General features: G+C 40.9%; 13 protein-coding genes. 8 read left to right on the top strand and 5 right to left on the bottom strand.

Translation table 11 applies throughout. The features are described 5' to 3' along the window. Positions 1 to 4 precede the first annotated feature (4 nt). The 8 genes from BV902_RS05100 (at position 5) to BV902_RS05070 (ending at position 11,307) form a co-directional block, all read left to right on the top strand. Positions 5 to 1,585 (top strand): SusD/RagB family nutrient-binding outer membrane lipoprotein, encoded by a 1,581-nt coding sequence (locus BV902_RS05100; protein ID WP_157625888.1) that lies wholly within the window; start codon positions 5 to 7, stop codon positions 1,583 to 1,585. Between the two features lie 477 nt (positions 1,586 to 2,062). Then, positions 2,063 to 3,187: an ROK family protein gene (locus tag BV902_RS05095; RefSeq protein WP_237241967.1), complete on the top strand. Its 1,125-nt coding sequence runs from the start codon at positions 2,063 to 2,065 to the stop codon at positions 3,185 to 3,187. 23 nt (positions 3,188 to 3,210) lie between these two features. Then, positions 3,211 to 5,448, top strand: a complete 2,238-nt coding sequence (locus tag BV902_RS05090) for a SusC/RagA family TonB-linked outer membrane protein (RefSeq protein ID WP_216640433.1) — start codon at positions 3,211 to 3,213, stop codon at positions 5,446 to 5,448. Next, positions 5,411 to 6,538 carry a TonB-dependent receptor gene (locus BV902_RS27640; protein ID WP_216640432.1) on the top strand — a complete coding sequence of 376 codons (1,128 nt, stop codon included), beginning with the start codon at positions 5,411 to 5,413 and terminating at the stop codon, positions 6,536 to 6,538. Before BV902_RS05090 ends, BV902_RS27640 begins: the two co-directional genes overlap by 38 nt. An 11-nt stretch (positions 6,539 to 6,549) precedes the next feature. Then, positions 6,550 to 8,133, top strand: a complete 1,584-nt coding sequence (locus tag BV902_RS05085; RefSeq protein WP_075991029.1) for a SusD/RagB family nutrient-binding outer membrane lipoprotein — start codon at positions 6,550 to 6,552, stop codon at positions 8,131 to 8,133. Positions 8,134 to 8,207: 74 nt separating this feature from the next. Continuing rightward, a complete protein-coding gene (locus tag BV902_RS05080) occupies positions 8,208 to 9,644 on the top strand; it encodes an alpha-L-fucosidase (RefSeq protein WP_075991028.1) in 1,437 nt (478 codons plus the stop codon). 161 nt (positions 9,645 to 9,805) lie between these two features. Further along, on the top strand, positions 9,806 to 10,840 hold the full coding sequence (locus BV902_RS05075; RefSeq protein WP_075991027.1) for a sialidase family protein: 1,035 nt from the start codon (positions 9,806 to 9,808) through the stop codon (positions 10,838 to 10,840). Between the two features lie 56 nt (positions 10,841 to 10,896). Further along, entirely contained in the window at positions 10,897 to 11,307 is a 411-nt protein-coding gene (locus BV902_RS05070) for a hypothetical protein (RefSeq protein ID WP_139144927.1), read from the top strand. On the opposite strand, the gene BV902_RS05065 is transcribed toward BV902_RS05070, so the two are convergent. From BV902_RS05065 to BV902_RS05045, 5 genes are all read right to left on the bottom strand, one after another. Further along, entirely contained in the window at positions 11,308 to 13,671 is a 2,364-nt protein-coding gene (locus tag BV902_RS05065; RefSeq protein WP_075991026.1) for a glycoside hydrolase family 3 N-terminal domain-containing protein, read from the bottom strand. A 411-nt stretch (positions 13,672 to 14,082) separates the two neighbouring features. Then, entirely contained in the window at positions 14,083 to 14,577 is a 495-nt protein-coding gene (locus tag BV902_RS05060; protein ID WP_145328867.1) for a hypothetical protein, read from the bottom strand. A gap of 93 nt (positions 14,578 to 14,670) precedes the next feature. Then, positions 14,671 to 15,519 carry a glycerophosphodiester phosphodiesterase family protein gene (locus BV902_RS05055; protein ID WP_070563489.1) on the bottom strand — a complete coding sequence of 283 codons (849 nt, stop codon included), beginning with the start codon at positions 15,517 to 15,519 and terminating at the stop codon, positions 14,671 to 14,673. Positions 15,520 to 15,676: 157 nt separating this feature from the next. After that, the gene (locus BV902_RS05050) at positions 15,677 to 16,870 is read right to left on the bottom strand and encodes a purple acid phosphatase family protein (RefSeq protein WP_075991023.1); all 1,194 of its coding nucleotides are present in this window, start codon (positions 16,868 to 16,870) and stop codon (positions 15,677 to 15,679) included. 58 nt (positions 16,871 to 16,928) lie between these two features. Continuing rightward, complete coding sequence (locus BV902_RS05045; RefSeq protein WP_075991022.1) at positions 16,929 to 18,581, bottom strand: SusD/RagB family nutrient-binding outer membrane lipoprotein; 1,653 nt, start codon at positions 18,579 to 18,581, stop codon at positions 16,929 to 16,931.

The following is an 18,581-nucleotide window of genomic DNA, read 5'->3' as shown; positions in this document are numbered from 1 at the left end:
AATCATGAAAAAAACTTTTCTTTCTATATTAACTTTGGTTTCGGCCCTATCGACGATGGTCGGCTGTAAATCACAACTTGACGACAAGTTTCAAAACCCAGATGCATCGACAAAAGCAAATATTCCGGCGTTCTTTGCCGAAATGCTAAATAATGATCGTGTAAGACCAGCTTATTACCACTACCGTACATTTATCCTGTCCAATCAGGCAGTATATACGCAGACAGCGTCTTTTTATCCGTCAAATACCATGTATCAGCCGAACGATAGCTACTCTTATGCATATTGGACGGATTTTTATGCCCCTGGTGTACTAGGTATTACAAGAAGCATGGAAAAAGCATATGCTGAACTTCCTGAAGCGGAGAAAGCAAGTAAAGAGATCTTTATCCAGACTGGCAAAATTGTTTTGTTTGACGAAGCATCTAAACTTGTTGACAACTTTGGAGATATCCCTTTCAGTGAAGCCGGTAGTCTACCAACAACAAGTACGATTATTAAGCCAAAGTTTGATGCGCAAAAAGAATTATACAATCAGTTCATCAGCGAATTGAAAAATATCAACACGTACTTATCAACAGCAACTACCAATCCTGATTTTTCAAAATACGATATCTTAAATAGCGGTAATGTTGCAAAATGGCGTAGGTATGCCAATTCACTTCGCCTGCGTCTATTGATGCGTATTTCTTTTGTTGATGAGGCAAAAGCAAGAACTGAAGTACTCGAAATGCTGAATAACCCCACACAATATCCATTGGCAGATGGTGGCGCAACGGCAAACTACAACCCTAGAAATGAAGACATCTTATTGCAGCCTCTAACCAACTATACAGGAACGTTGAGACAGGCCTTGATTGAAGGTCCCAATCAATTCGCAACAGATCATATGTTGAACAAAGTAATGTTGCCAGCGAACGATCCACGTATCCCTGTACTTTATGATAAATTTGGAAAAACAGTAAACGGTAAGTTCGTTCAGAACAAAGAGTATAGAGCAATGCCAATTTCCTTTACTTCGGCGGATATGGAGAAGAATTATCAAGACTACGCTGTGTTGGATTCGGCAACTATCTTCGACAACAATGCTTTGCCAGGAATTGTCATTACCGCTTCTGAAACCAATTTCAATAAAGCTGAAGCGCTATTAAGATGGGGAGCAAGTAATGCGGCCAAAGATGCTTATGATGTCGCTGTTAAACAATCCGTTTCTTTCTATTATTATTTAAATAATTTAAATACTTCAGGACTGAAAACAGAGAAAAAACCTACAGATGACGTCATCAATGACTTTGTAGACATGTCGACTATCAGCTTCTCAACAACTCAAGCAAAGAACCTAGAATTAATATGGACTCAAAAATGGCTACATTATGGTTTCTTACAGGCACAACAAGCTTGGGCTGAATTGAGACGTACAGGATATCCAGTATTGACATACCCTGTGGCTGGATTGGCTAATTACGCAAATCCTCCTAAACGTTTACTGTATCCTACCCAAGAGATTTCAAATAATAGTGCTAATTACGATGCTGTTAAAGCAAACGATACAAGAACAACTAAAATCTTCTGGGACGTCAAATAGCTGATCGTTTCTTAGATTGTTTACAAAAGGGCAAGTTAGCCTATATTTAAAAAGAGCTCGGTTTTATACCGAGCTTTTTTTTAAATATAGGCTAACTTGCCCTTGGAGATCATAAAACCAAAATCCGCCATAAATCTCACTTAAATTATCGCGATTTCGTTACAATCGAAATTAAGCATTCCTTCTCCGGATAAAAAAAAGAGCCTTCTTTTGATTAAAAACACATCATCTTTAAATTCTTTTTAAAAATTTTAAAAAGAATTTTGAACTTAACACAAAGTGTTCTTATCTTTAATATACAATGCTTATTAGAAGTCAAACATATTGATCTCCTTTAAGCAAGTAACTATGAAAGACCAAGCCGACAAGAAATGTTGTTGTCGGCCATTATTAAACTTAGATAAACCAATATTTATATTAATACAATTGAACTAAATTATGGGCGGCGAAATTTTGAGAATTTTGTATTATAGACCGATGCAACCGATTGCAGATATAGCAAACTCTTTATCGAAAAGCATCCCCTCTGTCACTAAACAGATCAATGATCTCTTGACAAGAAATGTCATTGTCGAGAAAGGCTACGCTGCTTCCACAGGTGGCAGAAAAGCCATACAATACATGCTTAATGAAAATTTACAGCAAAGTATTATTAGCGTATCGATCGATCAATTCTATACGTCCATATCCTCTTCAAATCTTAAGGCTCAAACCATCTCGTCTCAGAACAATATTCCGATAGATCTCAGAGATAAAAGTGCGACGGATTCCATTCTTGAAGCTTTAGACAGTTTCATCATTTCAAATCAAATTGATATTAACCAAGTCATCGGTATTGGAATAAGCATTCCGGGATTCGTTGATTCAGAAACGGGCCTCAATGAATCATATAATGAAGATTCCCCTTTATATAACATTCGAAAACTATTTGAGCAGAAATTTAGGGTTCCGGCCATTATTGACAATGATTCACGTTGCATTGCCTTAGCTGAACGAAAGTTTGGTGAAGCTAAAGATTCATCTCATTCACTCGTGATCAATCTAAATTGGGGAGTAGGCTTAGGCATACTCATCAATGACGATATCTTCAAAGGAACCTCGGGTTATGCCGGTGAATTTAGCCATATTCCTCTTTCGGACACGCTGACATTATGTTCATGCGGCAAAAGAGGATGTCTTGAAGTCGAAGCTTCCATTAGCGCAGCCATTCGAAATACAGAGCGAGATATAAAAAACGGAGAATATTCTATTTATGATAAACTAGCGAATGAACATATCAATAAAATTGACGCATTAATTGAAGCTGTCCAAATCGGAGATCAAGTAGCGATCAACAATATCGGGAAAGTAGGCTACTTGCTTGGCAAGGGAATCTCAACATTAATACACATTCTAAATCCTGATAAAATAATCATCAGTGGCCGTGGTGCAGAAATCGGGGATATTCTGGCACCTCATATCCAAGTCGCGGTTAATGAATATAGCATTCCGAAGATTTCAAGAAAAACAACTTTAGCCATTTCCACTTTGCACAAAAGAGCGCAACAACTCGGCACAACAGCATTAGTCATAGAAAAATACATCACAAACATTATTAACTAACGTTTTACACAAATACCTAAAACATGAGTCTATTTTACAAAAAAACTGCAGGATTGGCGTTATGTACACTTTTCAGTGCTACATCGCTTTATGCGCAGCAAAGCATTTCTGGAATAGTTTCAGATGCTAATGGACCAGTCTCTGGCGCAACAGTTTCCGTTAAGGGAACAACTAGGGGTACACAAACAGGGGCCAATGGGTCTTTTACAATTCAAGCTTCCCAAGGTGAAGTCTTACGTGTATCCATTGTCGGATACAAGTCCCAAGAAATAGTTGTTGGTTCCTCAAAGACGATTAACATCAAATTAACAGAAGATGCTTCCAACCTGGAAGAGGTTGTTGTTACTGCCATGGGCATTAAAAGAGCTCCAAAGGAACTTGGTTATGCCATGAGTACAGTCGATTCTAAAGAATTAACAAAAACTGGTTCTCCAAACTTTGCGGGGGCATTGTATGGTAAAGCACCTGGAGTTCGTATTTCAGCAGCACCTGGAGGAGCAACATCGGGTATTAACATCAATATCCGTGGTACTAACTCAATCACAGGAAACTCACAGCCATTGGTTATTATCGATGGGGTACCAATGCGACAATCAAGCTTTAACAATTCGGATTATTGGGGCGACCAACGTGCCCGCGGAAATGGTTTAGAAGATCTCAACCCGGAAGATATTGAGAACATCAGCATTCTAAAAGGTGCTTCTGCCGCAGCTTTGTATGGGTCAGAAGCAATGAACGGGGTGGTATTGGTAACGACAAAATCAGGGAAAGGTGGAAAGGGTTTTTCTATAGATTTTAATGCCACCTACACGCATGATAAAATTGCTTATCTACCAAGATTTCAAGATGTCAGAGGCCCTGGTTATACAAAAGCCTATCAGAATGATGGACAGGCTGATGATATGTTTTTCTATTATGATAATAGCCGAGCTATCAACGGCGTAACGCGTGGCGTACTTCCGGCTACTGTAAACTTTGGACCTAAATTTGACGGTAAAGACATTATTTCTTGGGACGGTGTTGTACGTCCATATTCAGCTCAAAATTCGTACAACAAACTATTCAACAACCCAAATAATACTTCATTCAATTTAGCCCTTGGTCATACTACTGAAAATTCAAATACAAGATTCTCGGTCACACGTCAGGATAATCAGATGACCGCGCTTGAATCTTCAAACAAGAAGAATATTGCCAATTTAAATTCCTCGTTCAAACTTTGGGATAAATTAACAACAGACGTGGTCGTTAATTATGTGAACCAACATACACATAACAGACCATTCCTTACGGATCGTTTAATCAATAACTTCACCGGGATGATTTCAACATTTGACAATCCGGAGTGGTATCTAAACAAATATAAAACAAGCTTAGGTTATAAATATGTTACAGGCACAGACCAAAGCTTAACACCATCAGAAAATTTAATCTATAATGGCTATAAAACAGATGTATTGGATTTTATCTGGAACTCAAAAGCAAGACAATATGATGAATATTCCAATCGCGTTTTAGGATCAGTAACAAATACTTGGCAAGTAACAAGTGATTTCTCTTTAAGAGCACGTTTCTCGGCAGATATGACCTCACTGCGCACCGAAGATAAACAACCTAATGAAAAACCACTAGCTTATGAAAATACAGGGTATTTTGGTCTAGGCCAACAAAATGCCAATATTTACTATGCAGATTTTTTGGCTTCATATAGCAAACAGATCAATCAAGACATCAAAGTTGGTGCTATGCTCGGTTATACCGCAACCAAAAGTCAGGATACCTATGTACAACGGGAAACTGCGGGTGGACTAAGCGTAAGAAATTGGTATGATATCAACGCTTCGGTAAATACTATTGGCGGAAATTCAAAATACAATTACCGCAGAAATCAATTGAGAGATGCGCTGTTTGGAACCTTAAACTTTAACTATAAAAATTACTGGTTTCTTGAAGGAACATTGAGAAGAGAAATTATCTCAACAATGCACCCAGACGACAATGTTACTTACTATCCTTCTGTAAACTCAAGTTTGATATTATCCGAAGCATTCCATTTACCTGAAATATTCAGTTACGCTAAATTAAGAGGATCATTTGGTATCGTGGGTAACTATCCTAGGATCTATCAAAGCCCACTAAGTTATACGCAGAACACCATGGGAGTACAGACTCAAGGAGGTCAAGCTGTAATTTACACAAATGTGCCAACGAGTGCCTTTGGAAATGAGAAAATTAAATCGGAACGAAAAAAAAGAATATGAATTTGGTTTGGAAACACGATTATTAAATAATCGTTTGGGCTTCGACATCACGTACTATAATGGCTTGATCCAGGACCAAATTCTAGACTACACCCTGCCAATTTCTATGGGATCGAGTTCAATCGTTGCAAATGTGGGAACTTTACGCAACAAAGGATGGGAATTTGCAATCACAGGTACTCCAATACAGCATGAGAATTTTAAATGGAATACAGTATTAAACTTCTCAATGAATAAAAATATCGTAGAAGAGTTGCCAGGTGGCGTTTCTGAACTTTTGCATAAAGATTATGATGGTGCAGCGGCACAATTAGTATCAAAAGTAGGCCAACCTATGGGCGATATCATGGTACATCCAGTAGCAACTGATGCAAATGGCAATAAAATTGTCCAAGATAACGGCTTATACCAAGTGGATGCCAATTCTTGGATCAAAGCAGGAAATGCAATGCCTAAAGCTGTCGGTGGTTTAACAAATACATTCACGTATAAAAATTTCACCTTGGATGCCTTACTTGATTTTCGCTGGGGTGGCCATGTTATGCCTACCGGTATAAACTGGATGATCAGTAGAGGTCTCTTAGAGGAAAGTTTAAACAACATGGATACAGAACATGGCGGGCTTAGCTACTATATCGCCAATGGAAAAGGGATCGCAACAACTGGAAGTACAGGTCCAAATGGAGAGACTGTTTATCATGATGGGATGCTGATGTCTGGAGTTAAAGCTGACGGATCGCAAAACGACAATATTATTTCACAGGCCGTTTATTACAACAACACATACAATTGGGGCGGACCACAATATTCTAACTCACGTTACGAACTATATGTACAAAAGAATAATTATATCAAGATGCGCGAGCTTTCAATAGCTTATCGTCTTCCAAAATCAGTTGCACAGAAATTAAGAGCTAAAAACCTTCAAATCTCTGCATTTGGACGTAATTTATTCTTTATCTACAGAAGTATAAAGGATCTAGATCCTGAACAAATGACTGGTGGGTCAAATTGGGTTGATCAAGTTTCCAATGCAGGAACAAGTCCGGCAACAAGAACATATGGTTTAATGCTACGTGCTAGCTTCTAATTATTAAAGACATGAAAAAATATATATTATATATGGGGCTGTGCGCAGCCACATTAGCTTTCACAAATTCTTGCAGTAAGAGTTCATTTGATGAAAACTACCGTGACCCAGGAAAAGTAACCGAGACGACCGTTGAAAAACAGTTTGCAGGTATGATTTACAGTTACAGACAATTAATTGTCCCTGAATATAGAAATTTATTTGTTACCCTTAGACCAACCATATTTAGATATTTACATATCACAGGCTGGATTAATGAGACAAACCAGTTATTGCCAGGAGCCGCTGCTATCGAGGACCGTTGGTCAAGATTTTACGAGGGACTTGCACAATATAGAGAGCTAGAAACAATCTACAACAAATCAGATGAAATAGCTAAGAAAGAAAGTAGAATCTACTATCTAACTGCTAAAGTTCTATTTTACGATGAAACACAGCAAACGGTCGATCTACATGGGGCCATTCCATGGTCTAAAGCGGGTATGCTGAGTACGAACAATAGTGATTATCAAAATTCGTATCCGGCCTATGACCAACCAGAAGACATCTATGCGGCCATCATGACTGACTTAAAAAGTATAAGCGCTGAATTGAATTCAATTACATTAAGTAGTGCTACCGCCAACAAATTCAAGACGCAAGATATAATCAATAATGGTGATATCGCAATGTGGAAAAAATATTGTAACTCACTTAGGCTAAGAATACTAACACGAGTTTCAGCGAGCTCAAAATTTGCCACACAAGCAAATCAGGAAATTGCAGAAATTGTTAATAATCAAACTACTAATCCACTGATTTTAACGAACGCTGAAAACGCCCAACTGGATATTTATAACCTGGACGATAACAGTATCCAAACTAAAAATATCAAAGATGCCTTCGAAGCTAGTGGTTGGTATGCAAACTTAGCTAGTAAGCGGATGATCGACAACATGCTTGAAAAAGTAGATCCAAGATTACCTTTTATGTTTGAGCCTGGAGCAAAAGCTGCTGGCAAATACATAGGTTTAGATCAAAGCAAAGTAAGTGCAGATCAGAATGCCTTGGCAATAGGTGGAACTTTAGCCATCTATAATCGATCTACATACTCAAGAAATCAATATTTCCCAGGTATATTATTTTCAGCGACAGAAACAAATTTACTGTTGGCGGAATACTACAATAAAGCAGGAAATGCATCGTCCGCGAAAACAGCATTTGAAAACAGTATTAAGGAATCTATTGATTTATATCGCATTATTAGAAGCAGATCCAACGACAATACAGTTGTTGCGCCCGCTGCTCCAACTACTGAAGCGATCAATACCTATATCAATAATGTTAACTGGGCAGGCGCATCTAATAAACTTGAACTAATTGCAACGCAAAAATGGATACATTTTAATGTTTTGCAAACTGTACAAGCTTGGTCTGAGCAACGTCGTTTGGATCTGCCTAAGTTTGATTTTGTTGTTCAAAACGCTGACATTCAAAAGACAGTACCAGTAAAATTTAACTTACCTCCTTCAGAAAGCGTGTATAATTCAGCAAATTATAATGCTGTAAAAGCGCAAGACAACGTCAACACCAAACTTTTCTGGGACGTTAATTAAGGCATACACTACATCTATCTATAAGAAGGCCACCTAAGGTGGCCTTCTTTTTATCATTTTCATTATCTTTATCCATGCAAAAATTAAAAACCATTATATCCACTGCGCTGATCGCTTCAAGCGCAACACTAGCGTTTGGCCAGGCACATAACGTATCTAATGGCTACCAAAAACCGACAGATCCCTTAGTGATTGAAAATCTCGAACAATGGCAAGATATGAAGTTTGGTCTTTTCATGCACTGGGGTACCTATAGTCAATGGGGAATCGTTGAAAGCTGGAGTATCTGTCCTGAAGATGAAGGCTGGACCCAACGCAATCCCGAACATGGTAAAACTTATTTTGAATACCTCAAGAACTACGAAAATCTACAGACCACCTTTAATCCTACGGATTTCAATCCACAAAAATGGGCCGATGCCGCAAAAGCTGCCGGCATGAAATATGTCGTCTTTACAACAAAACATCACGATGGATTTGCCATGTTCGATACCAAAGAATCGGATTATAAAATTACATCCTCCAAAACACCATTTTCGACAAACCCAAAGGCAAATGTGACCAAAGAAATCTTCAATACCTTCCGTAATGACGGTTTTAAAATTGGGGCTTATTTCTCCAAACCGGACTGGCACTCCGATTACTACTGGTGGTCATACTTTCCGCCAAAAGACAGAAATGTCAATTATGACCCTAAAAAATACCCGGACCGTTGGCAAAAATTCAAAGATTTCACCTACAATCAAATCAACGAACTGACCTCAGCATATGGCAAAGTCGACATTCTTTGGTTGGATGGTGGTCAGGTGCGCCCCTTAGAAACCGTTGACAAATCTGTTGACTGGCAACAGACAATCAAAATGGATCAGAATATTGACATGGACCGCATTGGGGGCATGGCAAGGAAAAATCAACCCGGCATTATCGTTGTCGACCGTACAGTACCTGGAAACTGGGAAAATTATGTCACGCCTGAACAAGCGATTCCTGAACATCCCTTGGATATTCCATGGGAAAGTTGTATCACCATGGGAAATTCGTTCAGCTATGTGCCCAACGACCAATACAAACCGACCAAAAAGATTGTTGAAACATTGGTGAAAATTATTTCCCGCGGTGGAAACTACCTATTGAACATAGCCCCTGGCCCAACAGGAGATTATGACCAGGCAGCATACGATCGCTTGAACGAACTGGCAGCCTGGATGAAAATCAATCAAACTGCAGTGTTTGCAACACGTACGATTGCTCCATATCACCAAGGTGACTATTACTACACTAGAAGCAAAGACAGTAAAGTGGTCAATGTATTCCATCTTTCTGAAGGTGATACTTACCAGCAGCCAAATGAATACGTCTTTCAAGTACCTGATAATTTTAGCGTAAAGAAAATCGCTATTTTGGGTCATAAAGGTAAATTAGACTGGTCTCAACGTGGTAACCAAATTACCTTGAGAAGCCCTATTACACGATTTAGTTATGCGACTGCAATTCAATTACAAAGCAAATAATATAAAATTCCGTTGGATATAATCTAACGGAATTTTATCATTTAACAAGGTCATTGTTTACCGATCACCGCCTGAACATCTCAATATTCCCAGAGCCTCTGCTCAGGAATAAGAAAATAAGTCATCAACAAACTATGGGGTTTTTAGAACCTTAAATTCCAATGAAAAAAATCAACCTATTTCCACTATTTATCCTTCTTTTTCTATCCTCGTGTGCAACGTATAAACCTCAGATCCTGGTATCAGAGCAAATTTTTAAAACAGGCCAGGTTCCATTCCAACAATGCCATGCTTCCACGATTCAAGTCATCGGAAAAGACAGTTTATTGGCAGCCTGGTTTGGTGGTACACATGAATCTAACCCCGATGTTGTCATATGGAGTTCACTGTATAGCCATGGACAATGGCAGCGTCCTGTACAGATTGCAGACGGTATCCTTGGTGACAACCGCTTTCCAACATGGAATCCTGTCTTCTATCAATACCCGCACAGTGACACCCTATCTTTGTATTATAAAATAGGGCCCAATCCCAGAGAATGGAAAGGCTATGTCAAACATTCACTGGATAAAGGAACGACCTGGTCTGCAGAGCAGCAGTTGCCTGAAGGTATTTTGGGGCCCATCAAGAATAAACCGCTCACCTTGACAAACGGACTGCTTCTCTCCCCTTCCAGCACGGAGTCCAAAGAAGAAATCTGGAAAGCACACCTGGAAATCAGCCGCGATCATGGCCGCTCCTGGTCCGTCAGCGCAATACGCCCCGATACCAGTATCCAGGTTATTCAGCCAAGTGTGATCCAACATACAGATGGACGCATTCAGGTGCTCTGTCGAAGTAAAGAAAATAAAGTGATGGCAGCATTCTCAGCAGATGAAGGCCTTACCTGGGGCCCCTGGCAAGCCACAAACCTGCTCAATCCCAATTCTGCCACAGACGCCATCCGTTTAAATAATGGTTTATTTATGATCGTCTTCAATCCGGCCATCGCTGGCAACGACTGGTGGGAAGGACGCACAAAACTCCATGTCGCCATATCAAAGGATGGCTTACAGTGGAAAGATGTCCTAACCCTTGAAGATGGGGTAAAGAACGATGAATATTCCTATCCGACAATTATTCAGGACACAAACGGTCTTATCCACATCACCTATACCTGGAATAGGAAAAGTATCAAGCATATTGTGCTCAAATAAGAATGATAGTTGTAACAAAAATGGCAGTAACTTCGTTGTATGCTAAAAACCAAGTTATGAGATCAATATCAAAATTATTAACATTATTAGCATATATCGTATCCGTAGGTTGCTCAAAGGAAACTGCTAATCACAACCTCTATCTCGAGGGAATCTATTCAGGAAAATTTATAGTCAGCTATAAAAATCAGGACCAAACTTTCACTGGAGACGTAACTGTACGGTTTAAAGCGGACAGTTTCTTTTGTACAGCAAACAAAAATAGATTTCCTGCAGGTGGCTCAGGAACATATGAGATTAATGGCGACCAAATTATTTTCAAAGATAAAAATGTATGGACCGCCGACTTCGATTGGGCTTTAATATTGAACCACAATTACACCTATTTAGTGAATGGAAACGATCTAACTTTAACAAAAGCTCCCCATCAACATAATAGCTATATCTATAAATTAACGAAGGATTAATTAATAATCCTTCGTTAATTCCAATTCTCCCTTCAACCGGATATCATCGGAAGATGCGCCGACCAAAAGTTTAAACCTGCCTTTTTCCGTCTTCCATTCGTTACCTGCATTCCAAAGTTTGAGGTCCTCCTTGGTCAATTGAAAAGAATAACGTTCTTTCTTTCCTGCGGCAATGTTTTTACGCTCAAACCGCTTCAACTGCATAACAGGTGTCACCACCGAACTTACTTCATCCACAACATACAACTGAGCGACTTCATCGCCCGCCAATTTGCCCTGGTTTACCACGTCGAACGACAGTGTACATACAAAATCATTGCCATTATCCTTCAGCGAGACCTGTAAATTGGAGTAATCAAAACTGCTGTAGCTCAAGCCATACCCAAAAGCATACAATGGTTTGGCCGACATTTCCACATAATCGTGATGTTTAGGTTTTGTATGGTTGTAATGTACAGGAAGCTGGCCGACCGAACGAGGTACCGAAATCGGTAATCTTCCAGCCGGATTATAGTCACCGAACAATACATCGGCAATAGCCAGGCCTCCCTCCTGTCCCGGATACCAGGCATTCACGATCGCAGGCACATGTTCAGCTGCCCAATTTAAGTTCAATGGTCTCCCCATAATCGTAACAAGTACAACTGGTTTTCCCGTCGCCTGTATCGCTTTCAGCAACTTGATCTGATCGCCCATCATATCCAAAGAAACGCGATCAAATCCTTCTCCGCTCTCCATATCACTTACCGTATTGGGATCCACATTGGCTGCTCCAGTTGCTTGATACGACGTTTTAAAATCACGTGCACTCGAACCACCCAGGACTAAAACCACCGCATCGGCCTGCTTTGCAGCTGCGACGGCGGCAGCGATATCGGAATTGCTTGTATCACGGATTGCACAACCTTTCACATAATCGACCCTGGTACTGTTACCAACTGCCGCCCGTATTCCGGTCAACAGGGTCTGAACTTTCCCCTCAGCTTGTGGAGCAGTATAATCGCCCAGCTGATTATAGGCGTTGTCGGCATTCGGTCCTATAACGGCTATTCGTTTCAACGATTTACTTAAGGGTAAGATATGCTGATCGTTTTTAAGCAAAACAATCGACTCGCGGGCGACCTGTCTTGCTACCGTTTTATTTTGTGCCGTAGCGACTTTTTGCGCTACCAACTTTTCATCCACATAGGGATGATCAAAAAGCCCCAAATTGAACTTCATTCGCAGTACACGGGCTACTGCTGTATCAAGAACAGCAGATTCAACGAGCCCCTGTTGGACAGCCTTAAGCAGATTTGAACCGTAACCAGTCCCGCTTAGATCGACATCCAATCCGGCATGTATACTTTGTGAAGCCGCTTCTTCTGCAGTCGCTGCTGTTGCATGCCCTCCATTGAGCCCTGATATACTTAATAGATCAGATACAACAAACCCCGTAAATCCCCAGTCTTTACGTAGAATGTCTTTTAGCAACCAGGGGTTGGCAGAACAAGGAATACCATCAATGCTATTATATGCTGTCATTACCGACCCAGCTCCCGATTTTACAGCACGCTCAAAAGGCGGCAGAAAATACTGTCTCAGGCTTCGTTCTCCAACCGATACGGACTCACCATTATGACCGCCATCTGGAGCGGCATAGGCTACAAAATGCTTTAAAGTTCCTATTATTTTATCGCGCTCACCTAGCTTCTCACCCTGAAAACCACGGATCATTGCAGTTCCCATCTGACCGATCAGATAGGGATCCTCCCCATAGGTCTCTTCAGTGCGCGACCAACGTGGATCTCGTGCCAAATCTAATACAGGACCATAGCCGTTTTTACCACCCACAGCATAAGTCTCCATGGCGATTGTTGATGCCATATCCTGAATCAACTGTGGGTTCCATGTACTCGCCTGTCCGATCGCGGTAGGGAACACTGTTGCACCAATCGCCATATGTCCATGTGGCGCCTCCTCAGACAACAACAATGGAATCCCTAGTCGAGTACTATCCACCATATAACGTTGGATCGCATTTGTAGCGCGCGCAGCTTCCACAGGGCTCAGGCCATTCAGTAAGGTTTTCTGTGTCCAAGGATCTGCACGTAAGGTTGCCCATAACAATCCGATATGCTGTTCTTTTACTGCCTTTCGCAATTTATTGCTGATTGTAACCTGCTTTCCGTTTTTGCTATACATTTCCCAGCCCAGCAATTTGCTCAATTGCCCGACTTTCTCTTCCACAGTCATCCTTCCCAATAGATCACTTACCCGTTTTTCAATTGGTAATGTACTGTTCTTATAGGGCAATTGCTGGGCTTGAAGTTGTGGGCAGAGCAATGTCGCCATTGCCGCCATAAGTAATATACGGACTTTCATAAGTGGATTATTATCTATCTAGTTTTCTTCATTAATCGGATCCGGTTTTATTATTTCACATTATCTATGCAACCGGTTTCCAAACCACTAAATTAACGATTTAGCCTAAATAATCAAGTTAAATTTTGATTCCTAATTCTTTTAATAATCATAGGGCGGCAGCATCGGTTTGAACAGCGTTCATCTAAACAACCTAACACAGGCTTTACTTTATGTATTGAAGTAGAGGAGAGCAAATGGCAAATATCCACGAAATTCATTCTAGCACGTTGGGCAACAACAAAACAGTTAGACAAAGAAAAAACTAATGTGAAAGATTCAATTGCAATTTCATCAAAACAGAATTGAACAAAAAAATAAAGACAGCAAGCCGTCTTTATTTTGAATGTTAAAGGAAATATACTACTTATCTTATTTTGTTGCAGCCGTTCGCTTACCTTGAAAATAGTATTCAATTGGAGCTGCGTATGCTAGAGGATTATTATTGCGCGAAATTAATATGAGCTGATCACCATCAAGCTGTACCTCATAACTTTGGTATGGGCTACTGTCGGCAAACTTGATACTTTTCTTCTCTTTATCATAGGCAAATGCGCGATGCTGTCCTTCAGCAAAAATCAAACTTTCAAATGTCAACTTATCATCCCCACATAGTTCTTTACCACGATTGACAGTGAACTTATTCGCTGACTCAGCAAATGTAAATGTATACACATTATCCTTTTCACAATCTTTCGGTTTGTGCTTCAATTGCTCGTTTGTCGTCCCTTTCGCAGACACGATGGGGCTCCATTCAAAACTTTCCAGCTGTTTTTGAACATCCATAGGTACAGTCATTTCATTTTCCTTACTACAGCTCGTCAGTAAAAAGAGGATTGCAAAACTCCCTGTAAATAATTTATTCATTACGGTTTCCATTAGTTATATCTTGAGAACGATCGTTCTAACAATATCGCTACAATAAAATCAAGCATTTTTAACTAAACAGATAAAAATAGACTAAGATCCAGAAAGCACTTCGCGCCACAAACTAGGATGATCTGTTTGAATAAGACGTACAAAAGGATATTTCTCCAAAAAAGATCGATAAGCTTTCTTTCCCTCCTGTTCTGCTTTGTCGTCATATTCCCCCAAACTATTCATCCAAAAATAAATGCCCTGTTGGCGCAATGCATTAAGTTTTTCGGTATCAGTAAATGATTCATCAAGATGGACAATTGAGGTTAATTTCATCTTTAGTATGGCCTCTAGATCCTTCATATTACGTGCCCTCGGAAAAAGCGTGATCGCTGGATTGAGTTTGTAAATCTTGAGCATGTCTTTATAATCATAGAGAAAAAATAGTACCTGGTCTTCCATCCCCTCCTGTTCAACAAGCGCATAGGTTTTCTTAATAAACTCTTTGCGATCTTCTTTAAAATCGAGATCAACAAGGATTTTTCCCTTTGCAACGCGCAAAGCTTCCGATAGCGTTGGTATAACATGATCCGAGCCTTCACCATTAGCCTTTTTGCGTAAGTGAAGCTGTTGAAGCTCGGCATAGGTTTGTTTGGCGACCTCTCCTTGCCCGGTTGTCGTCCGATTGACTGTTTTATCGTGCATCAGTACAAGTACACCATCTTTGGTGGCCCGCACATCGACCTCTACCACGGAAGCCCCCTGCCGAATGGCCTCTTCGATAGCAGCAATTGAGTTTTCAGGTTGCTCCAGATGAGCTCCCCGGTGTGCGGCAATGTGTAAACTTTTTTGCTCTAACTTTTTTATTAAATCGATCGACTGAGCATATAAGTGGGTCGTAGAACTTACTATTATACCCAACAGAATAGTAGAAAATAAAATCTTTTTCATTGCTGTATAGTTATTTTTTTGCAATCTCTTTTTGTTATACCTTAAAAAACGGCGATCTCGCTGCGGTTACATCTCAATCGCGTCATGGAGTGAATCCCGCAATTATATTGACGGAAAGTAATCCGGTTTGAATGGATTACCTTCCGTCTATGTCGTTCTACTTTTTCGACAACTCGAATGAATCAAACAACTGCCCATTCAGCTTATAGCTCGAAAAATACAGTTTATTTTCGGTCAGCTTGATCACCTGATATAATTGTGTCTGTGACGTTGCAACTTCCATCCAGCGTTCAGAATCAGATTCATACATCTTAGGCCCCGCTACAGACAGGAGATAGACAGGTCGCTTTTTACCCAGCCCGCCACGAGCGTAGGTATGATCGTGGCCCTGAAGGACCAAATCGACACCATATTTCTCGAAAATAGGTTTGAAACGTTCTCTCAAGATGGTATTGTCACGATTTTTTGCCGTAGAGTATACGGGATGGTGCATGACAACAATATTCCATTTTTTTTGTGATGAAGACAACACTTTCTCCAACCACTTTTCCTGTATCGCTGCTGCAGTAGAGTCGAGCATAATCAATTGAGAATTTAGGGAAATCATACGTAGATCCTGATAATCGAGGTAGTAAACAGCATCTTGCATACCCTCAGGGCCATTCCTTGGCAAGTTGAACTGTACTTTCCAATGCGGGTCAAGTACAAGCTTCCCAAGCGAGTCGCGGCGGTACTCGTGATTACCCGGTGTTGGAACAGCAGGGATCATCTGATGAATAAATCCTGCGGCCTCATGCCATTCTGCCCACTCCTCGTCTGCATTCGAACGATTGATCAGATCGCCCGCGTGAACAATAAAGCGTGCATTCGCTTCCTGCTGGAAAGCACGCCGAATGGCACGTGCCCAGCGTGAACGTAAGTCGTTCTGTGCATCACCCAAATAGATAAATGAAAACGCGCCTGAACGCTCCGCAGTCCTAAATTGGTTCCAGGCACTCCAATTGCTGCCATCTCCAACGCGATAGGCATAAACTGTACCGGGTTTCAGGTCACGGAAGGTTACCTGTCCATAAGCATCCTCTTGTTGTCCTCGCTCGAGCGGTAGCGCTGTTCCATTTATTGTAATCGCGTTTTTTTCAAGTTCTGGATTGCTCTGTTCTTCAGCAATCTGACCAATTATTTTGGTCCTATCCGCATTGATCCGCCAAGAAACAGACTGCGTACTGCTGGGCTCATCGGACCAGGTCAACGTAATACGATCAGGTTGTTTGTCTTTATTATCCGTCTGGCTTTTCCCTTCCAATAAAGTGCAGCACAGTACTACAGCAAGAAGAATATGTTTGATTTTCATTGTGATATTGATTTTATAAGCGATTTGAGAACTCTATTTAATAACTTTTAATTACTAATTACCAGGGCTTGTTTGTTCCTTGCAATAACCAAGGTTTTGACCAGGCACTATTTTCATTGTCTGCCTGTGAATACGCTGTCTTTTCAATACGTTTCAAGGCCTCCTCGGCATTTTTTTGATTCACACTCATTTCGGTTTGCATATAAGGTACACGAACAGGAAGCTGTGTACGAATGGCTGCGGGGCCGGCCTTTAAAGCGGGGTACCCTGTGCGACGATAATCAAACCAGGACTGTGCGGCAGTTGACCAACTGGCGATCCATTTTTGTTCAATGATCTGCACTTGCGTATTTTCAAACGCCACACCTTTCTGACGGATATAGTTGGAATAGTCTGCGCCCTTTCCCCAGCTTGCCAACGATTCCTGTATAGCACGCTCATAATAGGTCTTGGCTGACTCAGGCAGCCCCCATCCTTTCCAGGCTGCTTCAGCCAAAATAAAATTAACTTCGGCAGCAGAAAGCAAGCGTGCTTTTAACAAACTTCCCTTCGCCGAACGATAGCTATCATTCAGGTAAGAAACATGCGGATTGATCGAGGTTTGCCCCGGTGTTGGATTGAGGTTGTAGGCCGAAGGGTTTTTAGATACACTTGGCGGCAGTCCAACATACTCCTTATCGGTATCCACCGGAACGCCTTTGACGACATCTGGCGATACAATCCGAACACCATTAACGATCTTATCTGTACCTGCGGGCTCGTTACTGCGGATCTCAATGGGTATGTCTACCTTTCTTGCCCAAACCGCCAAACGAGGGTCGCCAAGTTCCTGTAGCCGGTCGACCAGTGTTGCACACATTTTCATTCGTCTAAAATTACTTCCACTGGCATCATACACCGTATTTGACGGCCAGGAGTCATTTGCATTATTTCCAACAAAATCCATCAATACATCATCAGTAGTACTCGTAATAATTGGAAATTTATCGGGATTGGCAACAATACTTTCAATCCCCTGTTTGGCAAAGTCAGCAGACTTTGCTGAAATGCGCATATAATACCGTAATGCCAAAGAATTGGCAAAACGACGCCATTTGGAAGCCTTTCCGCCAAAGTAAACATCCGCATTCGCCAGCACCTCATAAGAACCATCGGGGCGGGATAGAAGTTCATTGGCTTGTTTCAACTCGTCGATAATTCCCTTATAGATTATTTCCTGACTATCGTATTTCGGAAAATTATATACAGCATCTCCCAGTTCCGCTTTTAAGGCATCGGTATAAGGAGCGTCTCCCCAGAGATCAGTCACCAATCCGAATAAGTAAGCGCGCATCACCAGCGAAACTCCCTTATGGAAATCTAGCCCCAATTTCTCCGCACGTTTACGCATAAGCTCATTGTCACGTAGAAAACCATAATAGGCATCCCAGCTCAGAATCCCTCCTGTCCATTCGTAGTCATTATGTGAATTGAACCATGCATCAAATTGGGTGTGCTGCATAACTCCGCCAAGATCTGAGAAACTCAATTCGTTGTATTTTTTCGCTGTTCCTGTCAATATCGTCGGCAATAACAGATTGGGGTTGGCATCTTCCTCACTTACACCGTTCGGATTGATATTAAGTTCGGTCAGATCTTTACAAGCTGAAATATTCCATACCATCCCAAGGCCTACTGCAGCCATGATGAATCTCTTCAACTGATTTTTCAT

It is taken from the genome of Sphingobacterium sp. B29, from assembly GCF_001952815.1.
GTDB lineage: Bacteria > Bacteroidota > Bacteroidia > Sphingobacteriales > Sphingobacteriaceae > Sphingobacterium > Sphingobacterium siyangense.
Note: the sequence above shows the minus strand (reverse complement) of the source record. Positions and strands in the feature narration are given on the sequence as shown.